Origin of the sequence: Wolbachia endosymbiont of Drosophila barbarae, from assembly GCF_044752445.1 — a bacterium.
GTDB lineage: Bacteria > Pseudomonadota > Alphaproteobacteria > Rickettsiales > Anaplasmataceae > Wolbachia > Wolbachia pipientis.
This window is the reverse complement of record NZ_JBIXJM010000227.1, coordinates 1-12,256: the sequence shown is the minus strand read 5'-3', so window position 1 is coordinate 12,256 and position 12,256 is coordinate 1. Positions and strand designations below refer to the sequence as shown.

12 protein-coding genes and 1 tRNA gene are annotated in these 12,256 nt (G+C 35.3%); 12 read left to right on the top strand and 1 reads right to left on the bottom strand.

Annotation, left to right across the window (positions count from 1 at the left end):
- The first annotated feature begins 252 nt into the window (after nucleotides 1-252).
- The 9 genes from ACIPNH_RS05210 to uvrC all read left to right on the top strand — a co-directional run bounded on the left by ACIPNH_RS05210 (nucleotide 253) and on the right by uvrC (nucleotide 10,500).
- Nucleotides 253-459 (top strand): hypothetical protein, encoded by a 207-nt coding sequence (locus ACIPNH_RS05210; RefSeq protein WP_400772092.1) that lies wholly within the window; start codon nucleotides 253-255, stop codon nucleotides 457-459.
- A 66-nt stretch (nucleotides 460-525) separates the two neighbouring features.
- Nucleotides 526-738 (top strand): hypothetical protein, encoded by a 213-nt coding sequence (locus ACIPNH_RS05205; RefSeq protein ID WP_006279675.1) that lies wholly within the window; start codon nucleotides 526-528, stop codon nucleotides 736-738.
- A 5-nt stretch (nucleotides 739-743) separates the two neighbouring features.
- The gene (nuoG, locus tag ACIPNH_RS05200) at nucleotides 744-2,792 is read left to right on the top strand and encodes an NADH-quinone oxidoreductase subunit NuoG (RefSeq protein ID WP_458695317.1); all 2,049 of its coding nucleotides are present in this window, start codon (nucleotides 744-746) and stop codon (nucleotides 2,790-2,792) included.
- Nucleotides 2,776-3,801 (top strand): NADH-quinone oxidoreductase subunit NuoH, encoded by a 1,026-nt coding sequence (gene nuoH, locus ACIPNH_RS05195; RefSeq protein ID WP_400772088.1) that lies wholly within the window; start codon nucleotides 2,776-2,778, stop codon nucleotides 3,799-3,801. Before nuoG ends, nuoH begins: the two co-directional genes overlap by 17 nt.
- Nucleotides 3,794-4,789, top strand: coding sequence for a porphobilinogen synthase (gene hemB, locus ACIPNH_RS05190; protein WP_264723725.1), 996 nt, complete (start codon nucleotides 3,794-3,796; stop codon nucleotides 4,787-4,789). Before nuoH ends, hemB begins: the two co-directional genes overlap by 8 nt.
- 146 nt (nucleotides 4,790-4,935) lie before the next feature.
- Nucleotides 4,936-5,694, top strand: a complete 759-nt coding sequence (locus tag ACIPNH_RS05185; RefSeq protein ID WP_264723724.1) for a phosphatidylglycerophosphatase — start codon at nucleotides 4,936-4,938, stop codon at nucleotides 5,692-5,694.
- 44 nt (nucleotides 5,695-5,738) lie between these two features.
- Entirely contained in the window at nucleotides 5,739-6,578 is an 840-nt protein-coding gene (locus ACIPNH_RS05180) for a glycine--tRNA ligase subunit alpha (protein ID WP_400772086.1), read from the top strand.
- 3 nt (nucleotides 6,579-6,581) lie between these two features.
- Nucleotides 6,582-8,699, top strand: a complete 2,118-nt coding sequence (gene glyS, locus ACIPNH_RS05175; RefSeq protein WP_400772085.1) for a glycine--tRNA ligase subunit beta — start codon at nucleotides 6,582-6,584, stop codon at nucleotides 8,697-8,699.
- On the top strand, nucleotides 8,683-10,500 hold the full coding sequence (gene uvrC, locus ACIPNH_RS05170; RefSeq protein WP_400772083.1) for an excinuclease ABC subunit UvrC: 1,818 nt from the start codon (nucleotides 8,683-8,685) through the stop codon (nucleotides 10,498-10,500). Before glyS ends, uvrC begins: the two co-directional genes overlap by 17 nt.
- A gap of 94 nt (nucleotides 10,501-10,594) precedes the next feature.
- Here the strand turns inward: uvrC and ACIPNH_RS05165 are convergent.
- Nucleotides 10,595-10,671, bottom strand: a tRNA-Arg gene (locus tag ACIPNH_RS05165).
- Nucleotides 10,672-10,818: 147 nt separating this feature from the next.
- Here ACIPNH_RS05165 and ACIPNH_RS05160 point away from each other — a divergent pair.
- The 3 genes from ACIPNH_RS05160 to ACIPNH_RS05150 all read left to right on the top strand — a co-directional run.
- Nucleotides 10,819-11,592 carry an ABC transporter ATP-binding protein gene (locus ACIPNH_RS05160; RefSeq protein WP_400772081.1) on the top strand — a complete coding sequence of 258 codons (774 nt, stop codon included), beginning with the start codon at nucleotides 10,819-10,821 and terminating at the stop codon, nucleotides 11,590-11,592.
- A 128-nt stretch (nucleotides 11,593-11,720) separates the two neighbouring features.
- Nucleotides 11,721-11,888 (top strand): twin-arginine translocase TatA, encoded by a 168-nt coding sequence (gene tatA / locus ACIPNH_RS05155; RefSeq protein WP_006013840.1) that lies wholly within the window; start codon nucleotides 11,721-11,723, stop codon nucleotides 11,886-11,888.
- Between the two features lie 166 nt (nucleotides 11,889-12,054).
- On the top strand, nucleotides 12,055-12,256 hold a 202-nt coding region (locus ACIPNH_RS05150; protein WP_275019583.1), incomplete at its 3' end, for an exopolysaccharide biosynthesis protein.

The window sequence follows — 12,256 nt, the reverse complement described above, 5'->3', positions numbered from 1 at the left end:
GCTTGTCAAGCGTTTAAAACATAAAAAACGCCAATATTTTAAAGCGGATAATAACCCCAGGGCTTCTTTTGCCTTTTTTTTATTTGGTAAATTTCTTAACGTTTGTAGCTAAACGACAACCGTCATCCCGCTACGTGTTAGCGGGATCTATGCTTTGAGATACCGCGAATAAATCGCGGTATGACGTAGAGCTCGCGTTAGCTACACTTTTATGCTTACCAACTCAGTATCCAATCAAAATCCTGGATTTCAGTGTCAAGCACTGAAATACCACCGAAAGGGCTACTGCTGTCTTGGATGGAAACCAGTGTCAGCTACTTGAATCTGCCACGCAAATTGCCTGCAAGTTGCAATGCTCGTACAGCTGTGCGTCATGCGCTGGAATGGCATCAAGGGGTAACTTTTTATTTAAACAATGATTGTAAAATGATTATAATAAGAGATCTATTGAAATTTTAAAGTTATTAAATATTGACGCTATATACTTAAGTGTTAAAATAGAATGAAAAGTTTTTAGGAGTTTATATGGCAGCAGGTGGGAAAGCAAAGACAGCTAGTAAAAATAACCCTACTCAGCGTAAGAAAGCTGAGCAAAAAATGTATAAAGATAAACCGGTAAAACCTGTTAGATATATAGATCGTGATTCGCGCATGAATTATATGTCTGCTCAATATGACAACGGCAATCTGGTTGAAGATGAGGTAAGCGGCAATCCTATAAAGTGGGAAGCTGTATAATAGTTGTGGTTAAAGTTACTATTAATTCTAAGGAATGTGAAGTAGAGCATGGGCTCACTATAATTCAAGCTTGTGAAGTCGTGGGCGTTGAAATTCCACGTTTTTGTTATCATGAGCGTTTAGCAATTGCTGGTAATTGCAGAATGTGTTTGGTTGAAGTGGAGGGTGGACCTCCAAAACCAGTAGCCTCTTGTGCAATGCCAGTTGCAGAAGGGATGGTTATTCACACTGATACCCCTAAGGTTAAAAAAGCACGTGAAGGTGTGCTTGAGTTTTTGCTAATTAACCACCCGCTTGATTGCCCAATTTGCGATCAAGGTGGTGAATGCGATTTGCAAGATATCACGATGGCTTATGGGAAAGGAACCAGCAGACTTGATGAGCATAAGAGGGCTGTGCCAAAAAAACACTTCGGACCACTGATTGAGACTGCGATGAATCGATGCATTCATTGCACTCGGTGTGTTAGATTTTTGTCTGATGTTGCAGGTACAAATGAACTTGGAGGAATCGGAAGGGGAGAAAATGTAGAGATTAGCACTTACATAAAAAGGCATATTAGTTCTGAATTATCTGGAAATATCATAGATCTCTGCCCGGTAGGAGCTTTAACTTCAAAGCCTTACTCCTTTACAGCGCGTCCATGGGAGCTATCACATTGTGAGACTATAGATGTGCTAGATGCTGTGGGTAGCGCAATTAGAGTTGATTATCGTGGCCCGGAGGTTATGAGGATATTACCAAGGCTGAGCGAAGAGGTAAATGAAGAATGGATATCAGATAAAACCCGCTTTGCCTATGATGGACTAAAAGTTCAGCGTCTTGATCGACCTTATATAAAAAAAGATGGTAAATTAGCCCCAGTTGATTGGAATGAGGCATTAACTGTTGCTGCAAAGAAATTAAAGAATACAAAATCAAATAAAATAGCTGCAATTGCAGGTGATTTAGCAGATTGTGAGTCTATGCTTCTACTTAAAGAAATGATGCAGAAGCTCGGCTCGGGAAATATAGATTGCAGGCAGGATGGTGCAAAACTTATACCAAATAATCGTGGATCGTATGTGTTCAATACCACTATTGAAGGTATAGAGAATGCGGATTTGTGTCTGCTTATAAATACAAACCCAAGGATAGAAGCACCGATCATTAACGTAAGATTGAGAAAGAGATATTTACAGGGCAACTTTCCTGTTGCAAGTGTTGGTCCTAACATTGAATATTTGTATCATGTTGAGAAATTGGGCGATAATCCTGATATTTTGAGTGAAATGGCAAATGGAAATCATAAGTTCTGTGAGCTGCTGGTAGCTGCTCAAAACCCTATGCTGATTATCGGTCAAGATGCATTAATAAGAGATGATTCTGAATCAGTTTTAGCTCTAGCTGGCAAAATTGCAGAAAAATTTAATATGGTAAGAGATGACTGGAATGGCTTTAATGTGCTGCATAAAGCTGCAGCAAGAGTTGGTGGGCTAGATATTGGGTTTGTTCCTAAAAAAGGCGAAAGGGATATTAATCAAATATTGGAACATGCAGAAAGTGGTGAAATAGAAGTTGTTTATCTTCTTGGTGCAGATGAAATTGACACATCAAAGTTAGAAAACACATTTGTAATTTATCAAGGTCATCACGGTGATAAGGGTGCACATGTGGCAGATGTTATCTTGCCTGGTGCTGCATATACAGAAAAATATGCAACTTATGTAAACACTGAAGGTCGAGTGCAAAGAACAAATTTAGCTGTATTTCCTTCAGGTGAAGCAAAGGAGGATTGGTTAATTATTAAAAATCTCTCGCAATATTTGGATCTCTCCTTACCATATGATAGTTTATTTGACGTGAGAAAAAAATTAGATACTATCGGTCCACAGTTTAGAAATGCTGATCAAGTGGTAAAAAACACATGGGTGCCAATTAGCAATGGTGAGATAAGCTTAAGTAATACACCTTTTACTTTAAAGGAGTGTAATTTTTATATGACGGATTCAATAAGTCGCGCTTCAAAAATAATGGCAGATTGTACTAAAGCTTTTTATGAACACGCTAGTTAATATTTTATTTATTTTAGTACCGCTACTACTTTCAGTTGCATATTTGACATACTTTGAGCGTAAGGTCCTTGCTGCAATTCAACTGAGGCACGGCCCGAGTGTAGTTGGACCTTTTGGGCTATTGCAGCCATTTGCAGATGCTATTAAGCTACTGATTAAAGAGCCGATAATACCATTTAGAGCGAGCACCATACTGTTCATTATGGCTCCAATGCTTACCTTTATCTTGGCATTAATTGCCTGGGCAGTTATACCGTTTGGTGCTGAAGTAATTGTAGAAAATGGCCAGCAAGTAGTTATTCCTAAGGTTATAGCAAATATTAATGTTGGAGTGCTTTACGTGCTAGCTATATCGTCGCTGGGAGTATACGGCGTAATTATTGCAGGCTGGTCAAGCAATTCTAATTATGCATTTCTTGGTGCTATACGGTCGGCTGCTCAGATGATTTCATATGAAGTTTCAATAGGCTTAATAGTTGCTGCAGTCGTTATTACCACTGGAACATTAAATCTTGGAGAGATGGTGGTAGCGAAACACAATATGCCATTTTGGGTTGATTTACTACTAATGCCTATAGGAATAATATTTTTTATTTCTTTGCTTGCAGAAACTAATCGTCACCCATTTGATTTACCAGAAGCTGAAGCAGAGCTAGTCTCTGGATATAACGTTGAATATTCATCCATGCCTTTTGCCCTCTTTTTTCTTGGAGAATATGCAAATATGATTCTAGCAAGTGCTATGATGACGATATTCTTTCTAGGAGGATGGTATCCTCCGTTAGAACTTGGTTTGCTTTATAAAATTCCAGGTTTAATTTGGTTCGTTTTGAAGATAATTATACTTTTATTCGTATTTATTTGGATTAGAGCAACAATATCTCGTTATCGATATGATCAGCTAATGCGCCTTGGTTGGAAAGTATTTCTACCAATATCGGTGCTTTGGGTAATACTCATTTCAGGGGTGTTGCTCTTTACTGGGAATTTGCCTGGATCCAATGTTTAATTTCCCAAATACAAGATTAAGACGCAGGCGCTCGAGCAAATGGGTTCGCAATTTAACAAGTGAAAATAGTTTATCAGTAAACGATCTGGTTCTTCCTCTGTTTGTTCATGACAGAGAAGAAACAACTGAACCAATTTCTGGCTTACCAGATGTAAAGTGTTATTCAATAGATGGATTAGTGTCTATAGTTAAGGAAGCTAAAGATTTAGGAATTAATGCTGTTGCAATTTTTCCTGTAGTTGATAGTAAACTAAAATCTGAAAACGCTGAGGAAGCATATAATTCTGACAACTTAATCTGCAGAGCAATTTGTGCTGTAAAATTAAAGGTACCTGAAATTGGTATTATTGCAGACATTGCATTGGATCCATACACTATTCACGGCCATGACGGCATTTTAAAAGATAATCAGATGGATGTAGAAAACGATGAAACCGTGTCGATATTATGTAAGCAAGCACTTGCTTTAGCAGCATCAGGATGTGATGTAGTTGCTCCTTCTGATATGATGGATGGTAGAATAGGAAGAATCAGAAAATCATTAGATGATAACAATTTTCAAGACGTATTAATATTATCTTATGCAGTAAAATACTGCTCTAGCTTCTATGCTCCATTCAGGCAAGTCGTTGGTTCATGTGGGCTATCACATTCTATAGACAAAAGTGGTTATCAAATGGATTATAAAAATGCGCGCGAAGCAATGTGCGAAATTGAAATGGATATAAATGAAGGTGCAGATTTTATTATGATTAAACCAGGTATGCCATATTTGGATATTATCAAAACAGCAAGTGATAAGTTTAATTTTCCGATTTTTGCTTACCAAGTAAGCGGTGAGTACGCAATGATAAAAGCTGCTGCAAATAATAGCTGGCTGGATTATGACAAGGTGATTTATGAATCTTTGATTGGTTTCAAACGTGCGGGTGCAAGTGCAATATTCACTTACGCTGCACTTGATATTGCAAAAAATTTAAGTGCATAAGCCCTATAAAATTATTAAATTTTTGGCGCACGTTCTTCTACTGTTGCTGCATATTACCTAAAATCTTTCAATACATGTTTTAAGTTGTTGATAAGTCCGTTACAATACAGTATTATAAATAATATAAACCAAGTGTTACTTAGAACATGGGGATTTTTTTTAAATTTTTGGGAAAGATGCTAGGTAAGGTTTTTCCTGCCAAAACAGTAAGCTCTCTTTTAGGAATAGGATATTTACCAAGTTGGCAGAACTATTGGTCTTCTTTTTTAATATTATTTATTGTCGATGTTATATTAATTCTTACATATGGAGGCGAATACTTACTATATAAAATGCCAGACTCAGGAATAGTTGTAGCTGCTGTTTTTACAAAATTGGCAATAGTTATGTTAGTAATGCAATTAATTGGAATATTTATTTTTCATGCTCAAGACCCTTCAGCAAACAGTGGTGAAGAAATAGTAATACAAATAGCGTCAGGGCAAGTACTGACTGTAGCACTTTCAATGCCAGCAATAATGTCAATTTATTATGCTGTAAGTAAACTCTATGGGAATATATGTAAGCAGATGTTTCAATGCCCATTTTGGTTTAATGATTTTATGCACTTTTTCTTTTTTCTTATGATACCTTACGTATTTTTTAATGTCGTAGAAGCGATAAAACCATGGCCAATAAGTTCAATACAGCTCAGCTATAATAATGCAATGTCAATTACATTTGAGGGGATTTTTCACACATTTTATGCGGTGATTTTACTGTATTTAACAGCATTTATATTCTGCGATTTAACTATGCATGATGCAATTGTCCTAAATAAAAGCATAATTCAGTATGTGAGAGAAAGTTCAGCAGTCTTAGGTGATTATTTACATGATACTGTTAAAAAAATAGGTATTGAATAGTACTTATTTATTTATATATTTAGTATAAAAAGTGTGCAATTTGTGTGAACTTACAAAGTATAATAAAAGAGTTGCAAGATTTTTGGGCTAGTGAAGGATGTGTTATACTTCACCCATACACATCTGAAGTTGGTGCTGGCACATTACATCCCGCAACAATTATGTCTGCAATTGATACAAAACCGACAAAAATTGCATATCTACAACCAGTAATTAGGCCAGCAGATGGACGCTATAGTGATAATCCTAATCGCCTGTATCAACATCACCAATATCAAGTTATAATAAAGCCATCTGGTAATAATTTACAAGACGTCTATTTAGATAGCTTAAAAGTTCTTGGCATATCTACAGAAAAATATGATATTAAGTTTGTTGAAGATGATTGGGAAAATCCGAGCGTTGGAGCATCAGGACTTGGTTGGGAAGTTACATGCAATGGAATGGAAGTAACACAGCTTACTTATATACAGCAAGTTGGAGGGATTGACTGCAAGATGGTTCCTGGTGAGGTGGCATATGGGTTGGAACGTTTAGCAATGTGCATACAAGGTGTAGATAATGTTTACGATATAATTTGGAACGATAACGGTGTAGCTTACGGAGATATTTTTAAACAAAGAGAATATGAATTTTCTTATCTAGCGTTAGATTATTATGATACTAAAGTGGTACAGCAGCAATTCGAAGATACGGAAAAATTGTGTAAGTTCCTTATTGAAAAGGAGCTACCAATGGCAGCCTATGACCAATGTATTAAAACTAGTCACCTACTTAATCTGCTTGATGCAAGAGGTGTGCTTGGTGTAAATGAACGTACAGCTTATATTGGTAAAGTTAGAGAGCTAACAAAAAAATGTTGTGAATTGTACATGAGTAAATAGCGTATGTCGTTGCAGTTATTATTTGAGTGCCTTTCAGAAGAAATACCACCGAGAATGCAGAATGTAGCTGCAACTCAAGTTAAGAGCTGTATTGCCAATGTTTTTAACAAAAATAATGTAAAATTTACATCAATGGAGGTTTTTATAACGGCACGTCGCATTACTCTATTTGTTGACAACATAAATGCTTTGGAGCTAAAGGATTCCAATAACGAAGTTAAGGGACCAAACATTAACGCACCAAAAAGTGCTATCGAGGGTTTTTTAAGAAAATATCAGAAAAATGAAGAAGATTTGCTCGTTCGAAAAGTAAATAATGAGGATTTTTACTTCATTAAAAGAGAAAGCTGCTCATTTAACATTCAAGAGTTTCTTAAAAATCAACTAGGAGAAATATTAAAAAATTTCTCTTGGCCAAAAAGTATGAGATGGGGCAAAGGAAAAGAAAGGTGGGTTAGGCCAATTAAAAACATTTTATGCATTTTAAATGATGAAATAATACCTGTATCTTTTGCAGGGATTACAGCATCTAACACAACATATGGCCATCGATTTCTCTCAAGTGGTACGGCGCTTACTGTTAAAACACCTAAAGACTATTTTGAATTGCTAGAAAAAAACAGTGTAATTCTCCAAATGGACAAAAGAAAGCAATTTATACTAGATCAGATTAATAAATTCACAAAAGAGCAGAATTTACAACTTGAGAAAAATGATTATTTACTAAATGAATTGACAGGGCTTATAGAGTGGCCAATCGTACTGTTTGGTGAAGTGAATCAAGAAAAGTCATTTGGATTACCGAAGGAAGTAATACTTAGTATAGTTAATACACAACAAAAATACCTTGCTTTAAGTAATGGAAAGAGAATTTCACACTTTGTCACTGTTGTCAACGTCAACAATGGTGAAGTTGTTAAAGGACACGAAAGAATATTAGAAGCACGTCTTGCTGATGCCCAATTTTTAATATCTCAAGATAAAAAGGAAAATCTAGATTATTATGTCAAAAGATTAGGTTCAATATTATTTCATGCTTCACTTGGCAGCGTGGGGGAAAAGGTGAAGCGTATTACGGCTTTGTCAAAGTATATAGCTATATTTATTCCACATGCTTCGCTGATAAAAGTTGAACGTGCTGCATATTTGGCAAAAGCTGATTTGGCAACATCGATAGTAAGAGAGTTTCCAGAATTACAAGGAGTAATGGGTGGATATTATGCTTCTTATTTTCAAGAAGATAGAGAAATAGTGGAAGCTATAACTGAGCATTATAAGCCAATCGGGCCAGAGCAGGAGTGTCCTAAATCTCCTTCTGCAATTGCTGTGTCAATTGCAGACAAAGTGGATAGCTTAGTTGGTTTAATTGCAGCAGGTGAGAAAATCTCTGGTTCGTATGATCAATTTGGTTTGCGGAGAATGACAATTGGTATAATTAGGACAATACTTGAAAATAATTTGCATGTTCCAATTAGGCTAATGATAGACAAGTCAGTATCTTTATATTCAGGGCTTCTATTTAATAAAAATACAGCGTCAGTTGATAAGCCGAATAGAAAACAAATTTCAGAACTAGTATTTAGATTTTGCTTAGAAAGATTCAAGGTTATTTTAAAAAATAGAGATATAAGGCAAGATGTTGTAGATTCAATAATATATAAAATCGATATTAATGATCTGCTGACAGCGGAAAAGCAAACTGTTATATTGGATCGTTATCTTAGTACTCCAGAAGGTGAACAAATTCTAAGCACTTACAAAAGAGTCAGTAACATGATGAGCAAAGCAAGGAAAAGTGATGGCACTACTTATAGTGCATCTTACGGTAAGAGGTTTTTGATTGAAAGTGAAGAAATTGCGCTATCAAATTGTGCTATAACTGCTTGTAAAAACATAAAACAAGCGATAAAAAATAACCACTTTAATGTAGCACTTGATGAACTTGCTGGTTTTGCTCCGTTTATCAATCAGTTTATGGACAGTATAAAGATTAACTGTGATTCTGATAAGCTGAGAAGAAACAGATTATCTTTGCTTGAAAATGTAGTTTCCATCTTTCATTTAGTAGCAGATTTTAACCTCATACAGGTTAAACAATGGATAAATGCTCAGGCAATATAAAGAACAAATCAAATCATCTCCACAATCCTGTGGCGTGTATAAGATGGTTGGAGATAAGAATAAAGTTTTATATGTTGGAAAAGCAAAAAACTTAAAGTCAAGGTTATCCGACTACCTTCAATTCGAAAACCTTTCTGAACGAATTAGAGTTATGCTCTTACAGGTTATTAAGGTTGAAATATTCATCACTGAGAATGAAATCGAAGCACTGCTTCTTGAAGCACAGCTAATAAAATCATTGAAACCACTTTATAATATTGTGCTCAAGGATGGAAAATTTTATCCTTATATAACAATTTCCAAGCACGATTATCCAAGAATAGCAAAATATAGAGGCAAATTTAAGAAAAATGAGTTTCATTATTATGGTCCCTTTACATCTGCCGCTGCTGTTAAGCAAACTATATTATCATTGCAAAGAGCTTTTCTCTTGAGAGTATGTTCAGATCAATACTTTTCATCAACAAAAAGACCATGTATTGAGTATCAAATTAAGCGCTGCTCAGCACCATGCATAAACAAAATCACAAAAGACGACTACTGCCAATCAGTAAAACAGGCACGAAATACATTGCTTGGAAGAAATAAGGAAGTGAAAGAACAGTTACTTTTCACAATGAGAAAGTGCAGCAGTGAAGAAAACTATGAGCTTGCTGCTATATATAGAGATCGGGTAAAGTTTCTTGAGCAAATTCAAATACAGCACACGGATTTTTCTTTTGAAAAAGATGCAGATTTCTTCAGTATTGTACGTGAAGAGGATCTAGCATGTATTAGTGTGTTATCGTTCAGAAATAAAGACAACTACGGCAGCACTCCTTACTTTGCCGAGAACTGTGGTGATCACTCAAATGATGAAATTTTATCCACCTTTTTGGTCAATTTTTATAATTCAGCTAACATACCTCCAATACAAATTTACGTTCCAGATTCTATTGTGGATAAGGAAATTATAGAACAAGCACTATATAAGGTTGCTCAAAAGCCAGTAAAAGTTCTGCATGCAAAGAATAAAAAAGAGCGTGATTTATTGAAATTTGTTTATGATAACTCTCAGCATAGCTTAGAGCAGAAGCTTATCGATTATAGAAATAACCTAGAAAAGCTTGAAGAGCTTAGCAAAATCTTCTTGTTACCAAACATTCCAAAGCGTATTGAGGTTTATGACAATAGCCATATATTTGGAAACCAACAAATTGGTGTAATGGTTGTTGCAGGGCAGGAGGGTTTTTTAAAAAGTGAGTACAGAAAATTTACTATAAAGGAAAAATTTTCAGGCGATGACTATAAAATGATGAGGGAAGTGCTAACCAGACGTTTCTCCGGCAATATAAAAGGCATAATACCTGATTTTTTACTGATTGATGGTGGACCAGGACATGTTTCCATAGTACAGAATGTACTGGAAGTATTGAATATAAACGTTCCTTTTGCTTGTATGGCAAAAGGTCCTAATCGTAACGCAGGAAATGAAAGATTTTATATGCTGGGCAGGGAAGAATTCAGTCTGGCAAATGACAGCAAAGTCATGCTTTACTTACAATCGCTGCGTAATGAAGCCCACCGTTTTGCGATAACTTCACATAGAAAAAAACGCGATAAACAGTTTATAGTTTCACAATTAAGCAAAATACCCGGCATTGGCAACAAAAGAAAAAAAGCGTTGATGTCTTATTTTGGTTCAGTGAAAAATATAAGCAAAGCTTCTCTGGCTGAAATTCAAAACGTACCTGGAATTAGTAAAGGTTTAGCAGAAGTCATTCTTAAATACGTGAATTATAAGAGAGGAGTACTGGAATGACACAAAACCCGTTTTATTATTAGGGAATTTATATCTTAAAACCGCAAAAAAAGGTGTGCGTATTTGTGAAAAAAAATCTCCATAAAATTTAATGTGGTGGGACTAGTGCGATTCGAACGCACGACCTTCGGATTAGGAGTCCAACGCTCTATCCTGCTGAGCTATAGTCCCGTGTTTCCTACCATTCATGTAAAGTTATAGCAAAAAATCCTTTCTTTTCTAGATTTCTTGCATAACCAATTTATGACGACAAAAAACATTTCTGTACTTCTTGAGTATAATGCTATTATATTTAATAACATGGTTTAAGTAAGATTAATGCTAGTTAACAATATTGGTTATTTCTATAACAATCAAAACGACTTTGCTTTAAGCAATATAAACATTAAAGTAAAGAAAGGAAATGTTGCATGTTTATTGGGGCATTCTGGCTGTGGCAAGTCAACAATTTTGAAATTAATTGCGGGGATAGAAAATCCAAAATCTGGAACTATTTTTATAAATGATAGGTTAGTTGCAAGTAATAAGGCATCAGTCGCTATAGAGCATAGAAATATCGGATTGATTTTTCAGCATTCTGCATTATTTCCTCATAAAACAGTAGTAGAAAATATAACCTTTGCTATCCGCAGCTCTTCCAAGAGAGAAAAGCACCTAATTGCATTGGAAATCTTGAAGTTACTCAATATAGAAAAATATGAAAATATGTACCCTAACGCCTTATCTGGAGGACAGCAACAATTAGTTGCAATAGCAAGAGTGATGGCACAAAACCCTGATGTTGTGTTGTTAGATGAACCATTTTCTAATTTAGATATACTGCTCAAGTGCCGAATAAGACAACATATATTGTCCCTTTTCAGAAGTAAAAATATCCCTGTGCTAATGGTAACTCATGACCCGCAAGAAGCATTGAAAGTTGCAGATTTTATCTACGTAATGAAAAATGGTAAAATTATTCAATCAGGAGTTTCTAGCGATATATACCATAAGCCTAAAGATGATACGCTAGCAAAGTTTTTTAGTGAGCTCTCTTCTACTCTACAGTTAAGCGAAAAGTTTCCACTTATTCGCTGCAAGAAAACAATCTAGTTTGGGATTGTTATAAAATAATTAAAAAACCTTGATTTATAATTAAATAAAGGTGATATAATCTATGTGTTACTTGACTTCAGTCAAGTTTTAATATTTAAAGGTCAATATTTTAAATGGAGGTGAAAATGAGTTTAGGACCATGGCAATTGTTTCTAGTCTTAATAATAATTTTAGTTCTGTTTGGTGCAGGCAGATTACCGCAAGTTATGGGTGATTTAGGAAAAGGCATCAAAAACCTTAAACAGGAGCTTAAGGACTCAGAAAAATTATCGTCTAATGAACCAGATCGTTAGCGTCCTCATACTTCGTGACATGCACCTTAGTGCATGTCATCTGTTTAAAAACTTAGTCAGGTTAAAGAATGAAAGAGATGAAGTGTTGGTATGAAATAAATAACAAATATTGAAATACAGCAACAACTATGTTAGCTTAAGAGGAATATTTTATTAAAGGATAATTGTGCAAAAAAGTGAGAAACTAACTAAAGATAAAAAACTAGCTTCTGATATTCTAAAAGAGGTTGCAGATACCAATAACAATGATAGCAATAAAGTAACTTTGTTTGACATTAAAACAGCTTTGCATGAGCGCGGTTTTGGTATTTTAATAATCATCTTCTCCTTGCCGCTATCGGTGCCTATACCGGTTCCACCTGGTTATA

Coding starts and splice junctions, on each gene's coding strand:
- ACIPNH_RS05205 (WP_006279675.1), top strand. CDS start 526: ATGGCAGCAGGTGGGAAAGCAAAGACAGCTAGTAAAAATAACCCTACT.
- nuoH (WP_400772088.1), top strand. CDS start 2,776: ATGAACACGCTAGTTAATATTTTATTTATTTTAGTACCGCTACTACTT.
- hemB (WP_264723725.1), top strand. CDS start 3,794: ATGTTTAATTTCCCAAATACAAGATTAAGACGCAGGCGCTCGAGCAAA.
- ACIPNH_RS05185 (WP_264723724.1), top strand. CDS start 4,936: ATGGGGATTTTTTTTAAATTTTTGGGAAAGATGCTAGGTAAGGTTTTT.
- glyS (WP_400772085.1), top strand. CDS start 6,582: ATGTCGTTGCAGTTATTATTTGAGTGCCTTTCAGAAGAAATACCACCG.
- uvrC (WP_400772083.1), top strand. CDS start 8,683: ATGCTCAGGCAATATAAAGAACAAATCAAATCATCTCCACAATCCTGT.
- ACIPNH_RS05160 (WP_400772081.1), top strand. CDS start 10,819: ATGCTAGTTAACAATATTGGTTATTTCTATAACAATCAAAACGACTTT.
- tatA (WP_006013840.1), top strand. CDS start 11,721: ATGAGTTTAGGACCATGGCAATTGTTTCTAGTCTTAATAATAATTTTA.